At 27.2% G+C, this 18,473-nt stretch carries 17 protein-coding genes; 3 read left to right on the plus strand and 14 right to left on the minus strand.

Going from position 1 to position 18,473, the window contains the following annotated elements; translation table 11 throughout:
* Positions 1 to 163 precede the first annotated feature (163 nt).
* Positions 164 to 1,324, plus strand: coding sequence for a flagellin lysine-N-methylase (gene fliB / locus F3K33_RS13685; RefSeq protein ID WP_039768533.1), 1,161 nt, complete (start codon positions 164 to 166; stop codon positions 1,322 to 1,324).
* A 326-nt stretch (positions 1,325 to 1,650) separates the two neighbouring features.
* Positions 1,651 to 1,857 (plus strand): DUF5808 domain-containing protein, encoded by a 207-nt coding sequence (locus F3K33_RS13690; protein ID WP_039768535.1) that lies wholly within the window; start codon positions 1,651 to 1,653, stop codon positions 1,855 to 1,857.
* A gap of 206 nt (positions 1,858 to 2,063) precedes the next feature.
* Here F3K33_RS13690 and F3K33_RS13695 read toward each other — a convergent pair whose 3' ends face one another.
* From F3K33_RS13695 to F3K33_RS13740, 10 genes are all read right to left on the minus strand, one after another.
* Positions 2,064 to 3,509 carry a lipase family alpha/beta hydrolase gene (locus F3K33_RS13695; RefSeq protein WP_039768537.1) on the minus strand — a complete coding sequence of 482 codons (1,446 nt, stop codon included), beginning with the start codon at positions 3,507 to 3,509 and terminating at the stop codon, positions 2,064 to 2,066.
* 352 nt (positions 3,510 to 3,861) lie between these two features.
* Entirely contained in the window at positions 3,862 to 4,149 is a 288-nt protein-coding gene (locus tag F3K33_RS13700; RefSeq protein ID WP_039768539.1) for a putative quinol monooxygenase, read from the minus strand.
* A gap of 146 nt (positions 4,150 to 4,295) precedes the next feature.
* Positions 4,296 to 4,751, minus strand: a complete 456-nt coding sequence (locus F3K33_RS13705) for an AraC family transcriptional regulator (protein WP_023976401.1) — start codon at positions 4,749 to 4,751, stop codon at positions 4,296 to 4,298.
* 85 nt (positions 4,752 to 4,836) lie between these two features.
* Entirely contained in the window at positions 4,837 to 5,295 is a 459-nt protein-coding gene (locus tag F3K33_RS13710; protein ID WP_023976402.1) for a hypothetical protein, read from the minus strand.
* Positions 5,296 to 5,357: 62 nt separating this feature from the next.
* Positions 5,358 to 5,978, minus strand: a complete 621-nt coding sequence (locus F3K33_RS13715; RefSeq protein WP_023976403.1) for a GyrI-like domain-containing protein — start codon at positions 5,976 to 5,978, stop codon at positions 5,358 to 5,360.
* Positions 5,979 to 6,052: 74 nt separating this feature from the next.
* On the minus strand, positions 6,053 to 6,496 hold the full coding sequence (locus tag F3K33_RS13720) for an EFR1 family ferrodoxin (RefSeq protein ID WP_244620232.1): 444 nt from the start codon (positions 6,494 to 6,496) through the stop codon (positions 6,053 to 6,055).
* A 290-nt stretch (positions 6,497 to 6,786) separates the two neighbouring features.
* On the minus strand, positions 6,787 to 7,137 hold the full coding sequence (locus tag F3K33_RS13725) for a YkvA family protein (RefSeq protein ID WP_039768542.1): 351 nt from the start codon (positions 7,135 to 7,137) through the stop codon (positions 6,787 to 6,789).
* Between the two features lie 158 nt (positions 7,138 to 7,295).
* Positions 7,296 to 8,327, minus strand: coding sequence for a helix-turn-helix domain-containing protein (locus F3K33_RS13730; protein ID WP_039768544.1), 1,032 nt, complete (start codon positions 8,325 to 8,327; stop codon positions 7,296 to 7,298).
* A 771-nt stretch (positions 8,328 to 9,098) separates the two neighbouring features.
* Positions 9,099 to 9,314 (minus strand): hypothetical protein, encoded by a 216-nt coding sequence (locus F3K33_RS13735; RefSeq protein ID WP_023976407.1) that lies wholly within the window; start codon positions 9,312 to 9,314, stop codon positions 9,099 to 9,101.
* 264 nt (positions 9,315 to 9,578) lie between these two features.
* On the minus strand, positions 9,579 to 10,121 hold the full coding sequence (locus F3K33_RS13740) for an NADH peroxidase (RefSeq protein ID WP_039768546.1): 543 nt from the start codon (positions 10,119 to 10,121) through the stop codon (positions 9,579 to 9,581).
* 262 nt (positions 10,122 to 10,383) lie between these two features.
* On the opposite strand from F3K33_RS13740, the gene F3K33_RS13745 reads away from it, so the two are divergent.
* Entirely contained in the window at positions 10,384 to 11,709 is a 1,326-nt protein-coding gene (locus tag F3K33_RS13745; protein ID WP_051144756.1) for a sensor domain-containing diguanylate cyclase, read from the plus strand.
* A 73-nt stretch (positions 11,710 to 11,782) separates the two neighbouring features.
* On the opposite strand, the gene eno is transcribed toward F3K33_RS13745, so the two are convergent.
* The 4 genes from eno to F3K33_RS13765 all read right to left on the minus strand — a co-directional run bounded on the left by eno (position 11,783) and on the right by F3K33_RS13765 (position 18,464).
* A complete protein-coding gene (gene eno, locus F3K33_RS13750) occupies positions 11,783 to 13,075 on the minus strand; it encodes a phosphopyruvate hydratase (protein ID WP_039768549.1) in 1,293 nt (430 codons plus the stop codon).
* A 377-nt stretch (positions 13,076 to 13,452) separates the two neighbouring features.
* Positions 13,453 to 14,370 (minus strand): 2-thiouracil desulfurase family protein, encoded by a 918-nt coding sequence (locus F3K33_RS13755; RefSeq protein ID WP_023975415.1) that lies wholly within the window; start codon positions 14,368 to 14,370, stop codon positions 13,453 to 13,455.
* Positions 14,371 to 14,517: 147 nt separating this feature from the next.
* Positions 14,518 to 17,157, minus strand: a complete 2,640-nt coding sequence (locus F3K33_RS13760) for a PAS domain S-box protein (RefSeq protein ID WP_051144757.1) — start codon at positions 17,155 to 17,157, stop codon at positions 14,518 to 14,520.
* 35 nt (positions 17,158 to 17,192) lie between these two features.
* On the minus strand, positions 17,193 to 18,464 hold the full coding sequence (locus F3K33_RS13765) for a sensor histidine kinase (protein WP_023975417.1): 1,272 nt from the start codon (positions 18,462 to 18,464) through the stop codon (positions 17,193 to 17,195).
* Between the last annotated feature and the right edge of the window lie 9 nt (positions 18,465 to 18,473).

Raw genomic sequence — 18,473 nt, forward strand, 5'->3', positions numbered from 1 at the left:
TATATTATAATGGAACTCGGGCATATTCAAGTAAATAACAAGTCAATGACACTATGGGATGTTCTTATATCAGAAAAGTTCCGTATTGTATCATAGCTACTCTTTTTATATGTGTCTATTTTCTTCTATATACCCTAATTAATAAACATAAGAGGTAATTTACATGAAAACAATAGTACCCCATTATTATAAAGATTTTAAATGCATCGCTTCAAAATGTACTGATACTTGTTGTGCTGGGTGGGAAATTATAATTGATGATGAAACATATAAGAATTATAACAATGTAAGTGGTGAATTTGGTGAAAGATTAAGATCAAATTTAATATTATATGAAGATGGAGAGCCTGGTTTTGTATTACAAAATAATAACTGCCCGTTTTTAAATAAAAATAACCTTTGTGATATCTATACTGAACTTGGAGAAAAAAGCTTATGTTATACATGCAAGACATACCCAAGGTTAATAGAGGAATATAGTAATTTACGTGAGATGGGGGTATCTTTGTCCTGTCCTGAGGCTGCAAGATTAATTCTTCAAGGTCCTAAGCCAATTACTTTTGAAGTTTCAGACGATTATGAAGAGGAAAACCCATATGATGATATAAATTTTGATATTTCCATGCAGCTAATATCAGCTAGGAAAATGGCCTTAGATATTCTACAAGACCGATCTATAGATTTAAATCATAGGATTGCATTAGTAATTAATTTTGCTCATGATATTCAAGAAGAAATAAATAAAAATGAACTATCAAAAATTAAAAATATAGTAAATAGATATTCTAGCGGATCTTATAAGAAAGAGCTTCTTAATAAGTTTGATAAGTATAAAGCAAAACAATCTTATAAGTATAAAAATATGCTTAAATGTATGAATGTGTATAAAAATCTCAATCCTATTAATGATAACTGGCCACAAATACTAGATCATGCTATTGACTGTTTTTATAAAATAGACAATGTTACTTTTTATAAAAAACAATATGATGCTTTTAATGAATATTATAAAACTAGAACCTATGAATATGAACACTTAATGGTATATTTTATATTCCAATATTTTATGAAAGCTATTTTTGATGAAGAATTATGCTCTAAAGTTACACTAGCTGTCATGAGTTATCTCATTATTAAAGAGTTAAATGTAGTACGCTGGATTGATAATAATTATAACTTTGATATAAATTATCAAATAGACATAATGCATATGTATTCTAAGGAAGTTGAAAATTCAGAAAAAACCCTTTATGACCTTGAGGAAATGTTTAATACGAGCAGAATATTTGATTTAGAACGATTACTTATTTTAATAATGAATTAGAAATAATGAGAGTATACGGAATACTTATATTTCACAGTAACGCCTAGTATTGGTGCTATACTCTCATTTTTGACTATTATTAATTATTTATCAAAATTTCAAAACATTGTACAATATTCTCAGTTGAAAAATTATCTATACAGAGTCTTTTGGTTAAATACACTATGCATTTAGTATATTTTTAGCTTTGCATCCTGTTTTCAAAATCAATATTCAAAATTTATATGTAGATACATTAGACATTTGAATATTTACAATTAAAGGTATATAATTAAACAAATATAAAATTAACTATTTGTATATAAATATAAGGAGATGTATTTCTAGTGAATAAAGATGATGACCCTAGACATTGGAAACTTGGAGTTTTCTACTATAATCCAGATAATCCATCTGAATCTGTTGATAAGAGAAATGGTATAGGAAGCACTATTAATTTTGGAAGTAAAATTGGTAGACGTATAATGGCATCTATTTTGTCTATTCCAGTTATAATAATATTATTAGTATTTGCTGCTTTTAGATTTTTTTAATAATACAAAATTTTAAAGTTTGAATCAGAATATACTTGTAAAATGACACGTTTAAGAAGTAATAAATATTGGTTTTAGGCGATAAAATAAAAATGTTTAAAATATAAAGGATTAAAAATATTAAGCGAAGTTAATTAAACCTGCCTTAGTATTTTTAATCCTTTATTCATCAGCTGTAATGTTTCATATAAATTTTATAATACCACCTAAAAACCCTTATTTTTAAGATCTGATACAATTTCCACATATTTTTCTATTACATCAAAGTCTTTATAGTCATCTCTTCTTAGATCGATAATATCTCCATGAGAGATTCCACGCCTTCGTTTATTTCTCAATACCCCTTTAAATTCTCCCCATTTAGCAGATTCAATAGATACCAGACCATCATTTTCACCTTCTGTTAACTTTACTAAAATATATGGTATTACAACAACATAATCACTAAATATATTTCTAACTACAGATGTGTAACTTTGATAATACACCCCATCTACGTCTTTTACCTCTTCATTGAATTTTTTACTATGATACGTTGAAAACTGTCTGCTTGCAGTATAAAAGTCAGGATTCTTATCACCTAGAAATCTATAACGCTTATCAAAAAATCTTGCAATGGATTTATAAATTCTATCAGGAATTTTGCAAGCAAGATCAACAAACTTACATCCTCTGTGTGGAGATGATATCATAGTTAATGATGCAACGTAATCTCCCATTTTTAATTTGCTAATCATATAACGTGAATCTAGTCCACCTTTTGAGTGTGCAATAATATTTACCTTTTCACATCCTGTTTCTTTCAATATACCTAATATTTTATTTTTTATATCTTCTGCATTATACTCAACTGTTCCCCAAGCTTCCTGATTTCCATAATAAACTGTGGCTCCATTACGAATTAACTCTTTAGGTATTCTGCCCCAGTAATTAATATATTTTAAATCTCTAAAACCTACACCATGAACTAATACAAGAGGATATTTTGTTTTACATACTTCTGAATCAACACGCGCTTCATGATTAATTACTTTATAACACTCATGATCATATTCTATTGCTGCAATGTGACAAGCATATAACATCACAAAAATATTTACGATTGGAATAAGACTCCAAAAGCCTACTATAAGTCTTTTTACAATATTTAATCTTCTTGAAGTACATAAAATTCTTAGCATTCCATTGATAATTAAAATAATAATGTTTAACATAACAATAATACTATCAATTACTAATATATGTTCTGGAATTGCTAATCTTTGCATTATTGTATTTCCTATTAAATATATAATAATTTGAACAAATGCTGTATATAATCCATATAAAACAAGACATCTTCCGCCTAACATTATTCTTAATCTAAAGTTTACTATTTGCTTTTTATTATTTGGAATTATGTTTATTTTTATAAAAATATATAGAATAAAAATAATTATCTCCGTTAAAATAGTCCATCTGTATATAGCATTATCTTGTCCAAATTTGCTATGTTGGATTAAAAAATATCCTAACGCAACAATATGTGGCGCAAATATAAAATATATATACATTAAAATCTTATGTAGCAAATTTAATTTTTTCGTGATATCCAAGAATATGGCGCTAAGCGTTATTAGTGTTAATGCAAAAATCACTATAATTTCGGTCATATTTTCTCCTTTCTTTAATTATAATTCTTATTAAACATTTCAATTTTACCATATTATGTGATAAAACCCTATAATTTTAAGAAGGATATGTATATGAAATGATTACAAAAGCATTTTTAATGATATTATTTTAGTTATAAGAATCAGTTTAATATTTATGATAATATTGAAATAGATTTTAATTCTATTGATATTTAAGATAACATATTTAAAGCTAAGATTTTCTAAATTCAAGAAAATCTTAGCTTAATTTATTCTTACTACGTCTCAATGCCTAGGAGTATATTTAATATAAATTTTTATCTATTAATACAAAATAGAGCAACCATTCTACATTTAACGTTTCTATTATTTAAGGAATAGGAATGTATGTAGCCTTATCTCTAGGAGCTGAAAAACAAGGTTCAACTGTATTAATCCATTTTTTAAAGTGTTCGGTTTCCATATGTTTGTTCACATCGTCTTCTGATTTATATCCTTCGTAAAGTAAAAACCTAGTTGAATCATCTTTGCATTGAAAAAAATCAAAGCATATAATTCCCTTTTCTTTCAATGAATTATTTTGATTTTCTTTAGTTGCTTTAATAAATTCATCTACATGCTCTTGTTTTACATAAATTGTTACACTTTTTACTATCATAATTAATCCCCCTTTATATGCAAAATAAAATTTTAATAAACTAATTATAGCATATTAGGTAAGTATTTCATTATTGACTACAGATAGATGTATATTATATACAGCATTTTCTAACTTTATAAACTGCTTATTCACTGAATATTTTTTTATAATATAGGCACACAAATCTCGCAATAATGGTTACTTATCATTTGCATGGTATAACGTTCAATAATCTTTCTTTTATCATCAATTTTATAATTTCTTTTTGATAACTCCGAAAATATTTCAAGCCATGCTTTTTGTATAGCATCTACTGTATGATTTATTTTAAACACACAATATTTTCCACCAATAGTTTTTCCAATGTTAATATTCTTACTTTCAAAATCAAATTCATCAGAAACAACTAGACATGCATCATAGCGGCAATCTGCAGGTTCTGTAATCTCAGGATTATCTTGAGTTATTCCTAGGATTATTGACCTTTCATTAAATAAGCTATTTTCTTCAGCCCAGCTTTTCAATTTTTCCATTACTTGCACATTTTCTAAACCATAAGGACCTACTTTCCTTATATAAGCAATTTCATATTCTGGTATCATTTCAATATTAATGTCCATACTTTACCTTCTTTATTAATAATGTACACCGGTGCCTGAATTCATAATATAATGCTTTAAAATGTATTTCAACTTATTTTTTATTTTACTGAACAGAAATATATAAATAACAATGTGCATTTCCATCTTTTGCGTATTCACTAGGAACAGTGATTTCATAATCCTCCGAAAATGCCCTCTTTATATCTCCTAATTTTTGCTCACTCCATACCTTTTCCCATGCTTTTTTTGCACACACATCTATTTTCCCATCCTCATCTCTTTCATCATATTTTTTATATAGGCCTGTTCTCACTTTCATTTCCATTTTCTCAAAAAAATCAGGTGTTACATTCATTATTGTAAGGTCATAATCCCCTCTTTCATCACTAGAATAGTTGCTATATTTTGAAATTGGAGAAGCATCTTTTTGAAGTATATGTTCACTATCAAAAAGAAGAGGTAATTTACCACTTACAATATCCCCCCATAGTTCATCAATCATTTTTATTCCCTCATCAGAATTATTTGTTCTTATTGTTATATCTTTCAATTTATATGCCATAGTATTTCTCCTTTATTGTATAAATAATTATTGATTTTACCTCTTGTACAAATTTAAGTTTATTATTTAGTTACCGTATATCTTAATACTGTTTTTAATTTATCTCTTTCAACTTTTCTAGCGTCTGATAAATATATTTCTCTATGAACTAAGCTTCTAATCTTCAAATTATTTTCGTTAATATAGTCTTTCATCTTACTAAAAGTTTCTGGTTCAGCATCATAAGAACCTATGTGTAGCATTTGAACTGATAATCCATCTTCTATTTCATCAAAATAAACTTCTTCTAATAATTTATCTGGCTTCTTCTTATTAACAATTTCAAAGGCTTTCTCTGTTACTTCTTCGTTTACAAAATATGGTTGTTTTATCATTATTGTATATATCAGTTCATCTTTATTAAATACATCACCACTCTTGCCACCTTCAGTCATATCCCATAATCCTTCTAACGGATAAACAGTATATTCAAAATATCCATTAGGTATAAAACCACTTTTAGGCATCATTCTTACTGCATAAGCAAGAGAGTATAATACAGCAATTCTATTAGAAAAATCCCCATTATTCGGATTCCCTTTTCCCTTAATACAGAAATATTTTGCTTTAGGAATTTTAACTAAAGCTGGTTTTTCTCTTGGCAGATAGATCTCTTTTTCCTCTTTTCTCCATTCATATTTCAAAATCAACACCTCCATAATCATTATAAATTTCTAAATATGACAACATGCTGTCATATTATAAATAAATCTTAATACTAACACCCTATAAGTTCATTAATACTTATATTAGGATTTCTATATCTTCTTCTTTTCTTAGTTTCCGTTCTCCATTGAATTGCTTCTTTTGGACAGTATTGAATACAAGCTGCACACTGCTCGCAATTATGTTTCCATACTGGCTTATTAATATTAAATTGTATGTTATTAACAGGGCAAATTTTTTCACATAATCTGCAGCCATTACAATTATCATTAACCCAAAAATCTTTATCTCTTAGATGTAGGTTTTTCACTATCTTGTCAGTAGTTTTGATAAAAATCCTATCAATTAATGTATCAAATATCAATGGGCTAACTTCACATTTGTAGTTTTCGTGTTTTGTAACTATATTAGCTATATGTTTTACTTTATATTTTTCTTTTTGGAAAATTTTGTTTTTTAATAGAAATTGATCCAAAGGCAAAAATATTATTAGCATTGCAAAAAATGCCACAAAACTCATTATGAATAATGTGGCATATCGATTTATGCATATTAGGGTTTAATTAACCTAATATTATAATATAGGAATATCATCTTAACCACCAAATATTCTTGTAATTTACATCAAAAAGTTAAATACTAAATTTCTAAACTCTTTTCTATTACTAAACATGGCTGGATAATTTACATTTTAAATTGTAAAAAAGTTTTATTTAAAACAATGTTTCTTTAAAAGAATATTTAATTGAAACATTGAACATTCATTTATTTTTAATAAGGTTTCATTTAAAGAAGTTTTAATGTTAGAAATATTAACGCTATCCATACTAATAAAATCGGTATGGCAAAATACCACCTTTTAGGTTTTCCGCTAATCCATAAGTTTTCTGCTTCAATTTTACATTTGCTAAGTACTTCTTCTGGTATAAATTTTATTGTTATTGGAAGTAAAATTATATCATCTAGCAAACCTATAACTGGTATAAAATCAGGTATAAGATCAATTGGTGATAACGCATATATAATTGCAATCATAGCAAAAACTTTTGCAATTACTGGTGTTTCCTTCTTTCTTAATGATATATATACGGCAGGTATATCTGATTTTAATTTTCTCGCTCTGTCTTTTAGTCCCAAATTTAAATCTCCTTTAATAAGATTGTTTTTACAATTCTTTTTGACTTTATATTATGTATGCTGCAATATCCTTAAATTTATGCAAAATTAAAAATCACTTAGATAAATATTAAATCTATTTTATTTCTAATCTTAAAATAAAATAGACTTAATATTGTTTATTCCAACAGAGACTTTATTCTTGGATCATCTTTAACAAAATCAATATTCTTTCTTTTTCTTAATACCCTTTTTACTAAATCTTTATATTTATCTTTGGTCCAATTATTAGTCACATCAAATTTCATATGCTTATATAATTTTGATTTAATAGAGTCATCCATTGTACTTGCTTCATTTACCATATTTATAACCATCTCTATAGTTTTTTCTTTATCTTTTTTTTCTATTGCCAAAGATAAATCTAATTCATATTTATGGTACGCTCCTAAATCAAATACCTCAGCAATCTTTTTAGCACGATCTATGTATTCTGCTGCCTCTCTAAATTTCCTTTCCTTATACAATAGCCTTATTATAAGAGATAATACAGCAAATGTTTCGTCACCATTTTTTCTTAACTTATCTTCATAAATACCATAAGCCTCATCTATTTTATCCATACTTTCAAATAATATTGCTTGTTGAATTTTTTTATCTACGTCTACTTCTGGAATTTTATCTAATACTTCCTGAGCTTTTTCATATTCTTTTTTCTCCCTATAAATTGCTGCTAAATCTAATTTTGCCATAGAAGCTGTTTTTTCCTTATTACCAGCTACTACAATTTCAAGCCAAGCAATAATTTTTCTTTCATATTTTTCTTTTTCCTCAATTTGAGGTCCTAACAAATATATTCTTAGCACTTCTGATATCATTAATATTAATTCATCACAACCTGGATATTGTTTAATTAAATCATTGCCTTTCTCAAAAGCTTTTTTAATTCCCTCTCTTGATGCAGTTTCACCTACCTCTTTTGTAAGTTTTTTTACTTCCGTATCTGTTAATTCCTCATTAAATGTCAATAAAGTGTTAACATCTATTTTTAAGACACGTGCAAGAGGTGGCAGCAATGTTATATCTGGATATGAAACTCCATTTTCCCACTTATTTACTGCTGGAGTACTTACATTTAAATAATCAGCAACCTGCTCTTGAGTAAGATTTTCCTTTTTTCTATAATGCCTAATAACTTCACTTATAATCATAAAATTAACTCCTCTATTTATTATGTCCTTATTGATTAAATAAAAAATTATTGAGTTCCTCATTGAAAATTTGAAATATTTCAATTTCGGCTATATCCACATAAATTTGATTCTCACCGCGGAACTTTATAATTAAATGATATCAAAGCTACATAATTTGAGCAATTGAAGACTTTTCATCTTTTATTCATAAAAATTAACCAATAGTTAATTTTTTATAATATCACCATTTTAACTATTAGTATGAGATGTCAGTCATACTATTTTTAATTCATCTGTTTAGTTGCTTATATTCATAGGCGTAAAACTTATCTACTAATCATCAAATTTTAGGGAGAAGAAAGTATTTCTTTTAACAAGCTTTAATTGTTCAGTGTTTCTTTTATTTTATTTATTTTTCTTATGATGCATCGATTTTGTATCTACTTAATAATTTTATATATTAGTTATAAAAAAGCTGAGACTTCCTAATTATAAGAAAGTCTCAGCTTAATTTAATCTATCTTCTCCTCTATTGGTCTTCCTATTAAACACGTTAAGAATAATGATATCCGTATTCAATATTGTACTTATTCTATAAAAATAAACTTTTATAGTTCATTAGTTAAAATATCAATTAAATACTATTTTTTATTTGTTATATTTAGCCTAAATTCTTGATTTACGTTCTAAAAATTTAAACCTTCTATTTCAATTTATTGTTATCCTTTTCTTTAGTTTCATCTTTTATTTTAGTTTTTCTTAAAACTATTTTTATAATATATTCCATATCTATACCTCATTGTTATATTGAAAAGTAATTTTTATATAAATATTATCTACAATTTGATAAGTAAACTTTGATTTGATATTTTTAATATTAGAAAATTTCTCAATATAGTCAATATCGGATAAAGTTAAATCTTTTAATTCAGCAATAAATTCAAAATTAGAATTTCTAATTAATTTTTTATTTACAACTTCTATAATAGGATCATTCTGATTCATAAGCTATCCACTCCTGCTTTATAATATTTTATCATCATGTAAATTACAAAATCTCAAAAATAAAATAAATCATGAAATTCCATCTAATTTATAATTTATTATAAATTCTCTTTAATTATATCTGAAACTTCTTTTAAATAATCTTCTCGAGTTTCTCTTATAACATGTGGAACTGCTAATAATAAAATATGTTTTATATCTTCAATAACAAAAAAATTAAATGTACCTTTGTTTATAGTTTGTCTAATTTATAACTAACTATTTCTATTTAAAATATCTATCCAATAACCCCTTGAAAGCCTTTCCATGTCTTGCCTCATCTTTACACATTTCATGTACTGTATCGTGTATGGCATCTAAGTTTAATTTCTTAGCAAGTGTTGCTAAGTCTTTCTTACCTTGACATGCTCCATGTTCTGCATCAACTCTAGCTTGTAAGTTAGCTTTTGTATCTGCTTCTACTACTTCACCTAATAATTCTGCAAATTTTGAAGCATGCTCTGCTTCTTCAAAAGCTATTCTCTTATAAGCTTCTGCAACTTCTGGGTATCCTTCTCTATCAGCTTGTCTTGACATAGCTAGGTACATACCAACTTCTGTGCATTCTCCAACAAAGTTTGCTTGTAATCCATCGATTACTTCTTTATCTACACCTTTAGCAACTCCAATTATGTGTTCATCAGCAAAAGATAATTGGCCATTTTGTTCAATGAATTTTTCTGTTCCTACTCCACACACCGGACATTTATCTGGTGCTTCTTCTCCTTCATAAACGTAACCACAAACTGAACAAACAAATTTTTTCATAAATTCTCTCCTCCTAAATTTTAATTAGTATATATCTGGTTAATTACCCAATTATATATATTCTACATTTATATACAATTTCCTTTTATTTTTCACTTAATTTCTTAATATTTTTCTCTATTTATCAATATAATTTTAGTATATTATTTGTTTTTTTGAAAATATAGTTCTATTATAAATATTTCTTGTTGGATTTTATATTGATTTACAAATATAATTAAAATATAAACTAATTATCTTGTTGCTTAAAGGAGTGATATTAATGCTTGATAAAGATTTAAATATTTATAATGATCTTGATCTATTTATGGAGATTTTTAATAGCATATCTGACTTAGTTTTCTTTATTAAGATAGATAATGAGAACATTTTTAGATATCTGTTTATAAATAAACAAGCTAAAAAATATATACATTTAAAAGAAAGTCCAATCGGAAAAACTATTTATGAAATAATGCCTAAAAATGTGGCCGATTTAATTACAAAACAATATAAAGAAGCTATTAATAAAAAAACTTGCGTAACTTATGAAGATAATTTAGTTAAATGGTATACAAATTTAGAAGAATTCCCCTACTCTTCTAGTGAGTTTAAACATTTTGAAACTAAGGTTACACCAATCTTAAATAACAATAGTGAATGTACACATATAATTGCTATTGTACGTGATATAACAGATAGAAAACTAGCTGAACAGGCATTAAAAGAGAGTGAAGAAAAATATAGATTAATCGCAGATAATATGACTGACTTAATTAGCATTATAGACACTAATGGATTTATAAAATATGTATCTCCTTCTTATGAATTTGTTTTAGGATATCCTATTGATACCTATATTGGCAAATCCATTTTAGATTTTGTTTATTTTGATGAAGTAGAAAATATTAAAGAAAAGTTTTTTGATTTAATTAAAAATAAAAATGTTGCAACTGTAGAATTTCGTCATAAACATGTTAATGGAAATTGGGTTTGGGTAGAAGCAAAAGCTTCTGCTGTTTTAGATGAACATAAAAATGTTTCTCATGTTCTTATGCTTGCTAGAGACATAACTAAAAGAAAGTTGCTTGAAAAAAAACTTAAACATATGGCATATCATGATACTTTAACCGGATTACCAAATCGTAGACTTTTCAAAGCAAATTTACTTCAGGCCTTAAATGAAAAAGAGAGATTAGGACAAGATATTTGTGTTATGTTTATGGATATTGATAAATTCAAAATAGTAAATGATACACTTGGGCATGATATTGGAGATGAGCTTTTATGCCAGTTTTCTCAAAGAGTAAAGGAATGTTTAAGAAAAAATGATATTTTAGCACGTTTTGGAGGGGATGAATTCTGCGCGTTATTATTAATTAGCGAAAGAGAGAATGCTGAAAATATTGCTAAAAGAATTTTAAAAGCTCTACAAGATAAATGGTTAATTGGAGAATATGAATTTTTTACTACTTCAAGTATTGGTATTGCTTTTTACGAAAATGGCTTAGATGATGATACTCTTATAAAAAATGCTGATATAGCATTATATAAAGCGAAAGAAAAAGGAAGAAATAATTATAAAATATTTTACAATTCAATCAAATAATATTTTCTACAAAAAAAGCATAGCTACAATTGTAAATTGTAAGTCTATGCTTCTTTCTTATTTATTCTATATATTATTTTAAGTTAAAGAAAGCTTTTTTGCCTCTATATTCAGCAGCATCATCTAATTCTTCTTCAATTCTTAATAACTGATTATATTTTGCAACTCTTTCAGATCTTGCTGGTGCTCCAGTCTTTATTTGTCCTGCATTTACAGCTACAACTAAATCAGCTATAGTTGTATCTTCAGTTTCTCCTGATCTATGTGAAACTACAGCAGTATATCCAGCTCTATTTGCCATTTCTATAGCATTTAATGTTTCTGTTAATGTACCTATTTGATTTAACTTAATAAGAATTGAGTTAGCTACACCAAGATTAATACCTTTTTCAAGTCTTTCAGTATTAGTAACAAATAAGTCATCACCAACTAATTGAACTCTCTTTCCTAATTTTTCAGTAATAAGCTTCCAGCCTTCCCAATCTTCTTCTGCCATACCATCTTCGATTGAAATAATTGGATACTTATTAACCCATTCTTCAAAGAAATCAACCATTTCAGCTGAAGTTAATGTTCTTCCTTCATGTTCTAATACATATTTACCATCTTTATAGTATTCTGATGAAGCTGCATCAATTGCTATAAAGATTTCTTCTCCAGCTTTGTATCCAGCTTTTCCTATAGCTTCGATTATTACATCAAGAGCTTCTTGATTTGATTTTAAGTTAGGAGCAAATCCTCCCTCATCGCCAATACCTGTAGCATAACCTTTATCATTTAAAATTTTCTTTAATGTATGATAAACTTCAGCACACATTCTTAGTGCTTCACTAAATGTAGGCGCTCCAGCTGGCATGATCATAAATTCTTGTAAATCTACAGAGTTATCAGCATGTGATCCACCATTTAATATGTTCATCATAGGGACTGGCAATACTTTTGAATTAACTCCACCGATATATCTATATAAAGGCATATCTAATGAATTTGCAGCTGCATTTGCAACAGCTAATGAAACTCCTAATATAGCATTAGCACCAAGCTTACTCTTATTGTTTGTTCCATCTAATTTAATTAGCATTTTATCAATGTAAGTTTGTTCAAATACATTGCATCCAATTAATTCTTCTGCAATAATTTCATTTACATTTTTAATTGCATTTAAAACGCCTTTTCCTAAAAATTTATCTTTATCACCATCTCTTAATTCCACTGCTTCGTACATTCCTGTTGAAGCTCCTGATGGCACAGCTGCACGTCCTGTAGTTCCATCTTCTAAATATATTTCTACCTCCACTGTAGGAAAACATCTTGAGTCTAAAATTTGCCTTGCAAGTACATCTACAATTTCTAAATAATCTTTCATTTTTACATTACCTCCCAAATAGTCTATTCAATTGATAATTATCAATAAAGCTAATCCCACTTCTTAATCGTTAAAATTTATTAAATTTTACTCAAAGATTTTAGCAATACTTACTTAAATTAAGAATACTTTTTCCTAATTGATATTCATAACAAAATAATACTTCTTTTATACCTATTTTTTATATAAATAATTAAATTTATGTTTAAATTATATCATTATATTGTAATTTTATCTATATTATCTTATATTTTTCTAAAAGAAGTAAATATTCACATTTTAAATTTCACTATTTTAATCAAACAATTTAATCTTATTCAAAAAAAACAAATATACATTATAACCATTTAGTTTTTACAATATATTTTCAGTATTTCTTATCTTTTAGCTCTGTTAAGAATCGGACTAGATCCAAATGAATAACCTTCTCCATATAATTTAATTTCTAACTTAATTAGTTCCTCAGCTAAAATTGTATTTGATCTTAAATCTGTTGGTTCTTTCACTATATCAAGCTCAATACCCTTATTCTTTCTATAATAACTATAATTTTTCCACATCCATCCTTTTATTTTTTTTAGAGTTGATGGTTTTCTAATAATCTCTAGTATGGTTTTTCTATATTTTTCTATATCTTCTTTTTGAATATTATCTAAAATAGATAATTCATGTCCTAAACTTCTTGATGTTTTTTCATCTAGTTCTTGGCATAAAAATTTTACTATATGCCATACTTCATAGAGTTGATTTATATTTTCTATTTCTGCTTCTTTTATCCAAGTAAACGCGTTTACTCTTCTTACTATATCCCATCTTTTTATTGGACTTTCTAAATCATCTGCACATACCAAGAAAAATCCTTCATTAAGTAACATAGCGCCAAATATTCCTGGCGGATTACCAAGTCTCTTATCCTTTAAAGTTGTTCTATATACGCCACAGCTTGGACTACCTTCTTTGTACATATATATGTAAATTCCTTCACTCTTTAATAATTCTAATGAAAATTCACAAGCTTTTATGAGTTTATCAGTAACCTCTTCGCCTTTTCTATTTTTAATCTTAGCTGTTCCTTGTAAAACATCTTCTCCACTCCCACCTTTTATACTTATAGGTGTTCTTGGAACTCCTAACCCAGCAAGGCATTCTGGACACAAAGGATAAAATATAAATTGTTCTTTTTCTCTGCCAAAATTTTTAACATAATCAAATCCTTTACCGTTATATCTTACCTTTGAGCCAAAACAACATTCACTAATTCCAACTTTTATCTTTCTTTTCAGTACTGTCTCCATATAAACACCTCTTTTGAAACTTTTTACGTAACACACTCTTAAACCTTTAAATTTAAATCTGTGCATAGATTAAGTTATAATACTTTAATCTACACACAAATTTAATTGCGTTACTTTTGAAATTGCAACATTTCACTAATTATAAACTTAAACATCCTGCTTTTTAGGAATTTTTATAATGAAGCACGCACCACCTTCAGGATTATTTTTTCCTTCAATATTTCCTTTATGGATATTTACAATAACATCGTAGGCAATATTAAGTCCAAGTCCTGTTCCTTTTCCTGCTGGTTTAGTTGTGTAGAATGGTTCAAATAATTTATTTAGCGCGTCTTCTCTTATACCAATTCCATTATCTTTTATTTCGCAGTACACATATTTCTCATCCATATATGTCTTAATTGCTATAAGTCCAAATTCATCGCTCTCTTTTTCCTTAATAGCATACACGGAATTTAAGATAATATTTAATATAACCTGATTTATTTTTTGCCTGCTGGCTTGAATTAGTGGGATATCCTCATATTCTTCAATCACATTTGCTATAAACTTAATTTCATTTCTAGCAATAATTAAAGTATTCTTTATTCCAAGATTAAGATCATACATTTCAAATTGATTTGATTGATCTTCATGCGCGAACCATTTCAGTCCTTTTACTATTGTACTCAAACGCTCTATACCATCTTCTGACTCATCAAATAGATTATCTAAGTCCATTAATATGTAGTCTATCTTTTTAGATTTTCCCAATTCTTTAATTTTATCTAATTCTCTTTCAATTAAACCAATATCCTTTTGCTCAGCTTTTAATATTAATTCTTTATATGCATATATTAGACTTTTCAAATTTTTCGTATAACTTTTCAGCATTTCAAAATTACTCGATACAAAACCTAAAGGATTGTTAATTTCGTGAGCAACCCCAGCTGCAAGCTGTCCAATTCCTGCCAACTTTTCTTGTTGAATCAATTGAGCTTGAGTAATTTTAAGTTTGCTTATGGCTTCTTTCAATTCTTTATTATTTTTCTTTAGCTCCTCTTCCATAAGCTTTCTTGAAGTAATATCCTCTCTTACTGATATAAAATGAGTAATATCTCCCTCTTCACTCTTAAGTGGTGCAATACTCGTATATTCCCAATAATTACTTCCATCTTTTCGTTTATTATAAAATTCACCTCTCCACTCATCTCCTAGAAGTACGCTTCTCCACAAATCTATATAATAAGTTTTTTCATGAAAACCTGATTTTAATATACTTATATTTTTTCCTTTTAATTCTTCATTAGTATAGCCAGTCATATCTGTAAACTTAGGATTGATATACTCTATCTCTCCTTTAATATTAGTAATAACAACACTGCTTGGACTGTTTTCAACCGCCAAAGATAGTTCTTTAATTTTTTCATATGCCTGTTTCCTTGAACTAATATCATTTGCAACTGAAAGAATTACCTTTTGCTCCTGAAGATTAAATATATGTAAATTCACTTCAAATGGAATAATAAAACCACTTTTTGTCTTAATATTTACTTCAATCATATTTCTATTTTTCATAATAGCTCTATTTATTTTGTCAATGTAGTTGTTTCTGATTTTTTCTTCTAACAAATCAAGAAATGACAGTTCTCTAAACTGATCTTTAGTATATCCTAATTTTTCACAAGCTAAATTATTAACTTCCAAAAATTCTCCTATACTTTCGCCTTCTGAAAACTTATTTACAAAAATGCAGCTATTAACATTATTAAAGAGTTCTCTATACTTTTCTTCACTCCTCATCAGTGATTTTTCATTTTCTTCTCTTTCAAAAGCATTCCCAATAATCTCTGAACTTATCTTTAATAAATATAAATTGCTTTCTTCCCATATTTTGCTTTGTTTTACGCTGTCAAAGCCAATAAATCCAATGACTTTTTTATTACTATACATTGGCAGTACTAATATAGCCTTAATATCCTGAGCTTCCAAAATCTCTTTTTCTTTCTCTGCTTCTATTGGCATTAAAGAAATATCTCTAATATTTATAGCCTTACCATTAGTGATTTCATTCATCCACCATGGTATAGCTTCAAAAGGTATGTCTTGAAGCGATTCTATTTGAGCTTCTATCGCTTCAGCACACCATTCAAAAATATTACTTGTAGTTTGCTTTTTATAATCATTTACGAAGATATATACTCTGTCAGCATCGCTTAATTTCCCCATATCTTCTAATGCCTTATTGATAACTTTCGAATCAAATTTTTCTAGAACACAACGTGTAGAAATCTCTAGTAATCTTTCTTCAAAATATAATTTTTCATAGAACTTTTTTTCTGCTGCTTGTCTATTTTTAATTAGGCTGCTCATTTTTAACTGACTTTCTTTTAATTTATTGTGTATTCTTTTTTGCTCTGTAATATCAGTAACTATCCCTATTATCCCTAATACTTTATTACTCTCATCCAAATTAGGCGTTCGACTTACAATAGTATCATACATTAACCCATCTGCATGAGAAATGGTTGTCTCATAATTGTTAGCTTTCTTAGTATTAATCACTTGATTATCCAAGCTTGCAAATAGATCTGCTACCTGTTTGGTTGTAATTTCATAATCCGTATTCCCCACTATAAATTTTCTTTTTACTCCTATTGCTTTTTCAAATGCTGTATTACACCACAAATATATTCCATATACATCTTTATAAAACATTGGATTTGGAATTAAATTAAATATCTTATCATCAAATTCTTCATTAAAATGTATTTTTTTTAAGTCTTTATTTTCTTTAAATATACTCATCCTCAGTGCCCTCCAAAATACTATAATTCTCTTTATTAAATGGGCAATTTCATGATGATGGTTGATCCTTCACCATATACACTTTTGGCTAACAAATGACCCTTGTGTTTGACTACAACAATATCATAACAAATGCTTAAACCTAAACCAGTTCCTTCCCCTGGTTCCCTTGTAGTAAAGAAAGGATCAAATATTTTATTTATATTTTCCTCTTCAATACCGATTCCATCATCACTTATCTCTAAACAAAAATACTCATCTTCCTTATAAGTCTTGATATTTATATTGCCTTTTCTATCTTTAATTCCTATATAATAAATAGAGTTTTTTATAATATTAAAAATAACTTGTTCAATTTGAAACCTGTTACACTTAATATAGTCATCCTCAATTAAGTCTAGTTTTAAGTCAAATAAATCATCAAGCTTGTATTCTTTAAGTTCCATTTTTAAAATTTTCATAGATTCTTCTATTAATTCACTGATCTTATTCATTTCTAAGTTATCATAAGCATCTTCATTAGAAAATCTAATAATATTTTTAATTATGCTGCTTATCTTTTCAAGACCTTCATTAGTCTCAGTTATAACTGGTTCAAAGTCTGACAATATAAATTCTAATTTGCTACTGGAATCAGCTAATTCTTTAAGTTCTTTATTATCAAAAAAACACTCTTCATTTTCCTTAATAAAAGTTAAATATTTATCTAAATATTCTTTTAGAGTTTTAGCATAACTTTGAATTGTATATATATTAGAAGTAACATACCCTAAAGGTGTATTAATCTCATGAGCAATTCCTGCTGAAAACCTTCCTATAGTAGATAATTTTTCCCTATTTACTAATTCAATTTGTGTTGTTTTGAGCTTTGCATTTGACTCCTTAAGTTGAGCATTAGTATTTTTTAGATTATTATAAGATTCCATCAAAGCATTTTGATATTCCCTCATCTTTATTGCTGATTTTAATCTTGATGTGAATTCAATAGGCTCGATTGGCTTATTAATGTAGTCATTAGCTCCAAATTCAAAACTCTTTTCTAAGTATTTTTTATCTGTTAGCGACGTAAACATCAAAATAATCACATTCTTATTGTTTCTTCTTATAATCTCCAAGGTTTCTATTCCAGATAACTTAGGCATAACTATATCTAATAGTATAATATCTATATTCTGAGTATTCATAATTTCAATAGCTTCTTCTCCTGATGCTGCTGTTATAATATTGCATTTAATTTCACTGATTTTAATTACTTCTTTCGCAGTAATTATATTAAACTTTGTATCATCAACGATTAAAATATTCATAATTCCCAA

Source organism: Clostridium beijerinckii (assembly GCF_008705175.1).
Taxonomy (GTDB): domain Bacteria; phylum Bacillota; class Clostridia; order Clostridiales; family Clostridiaceae; genus Clostridium; species Clostridium beijerinckii.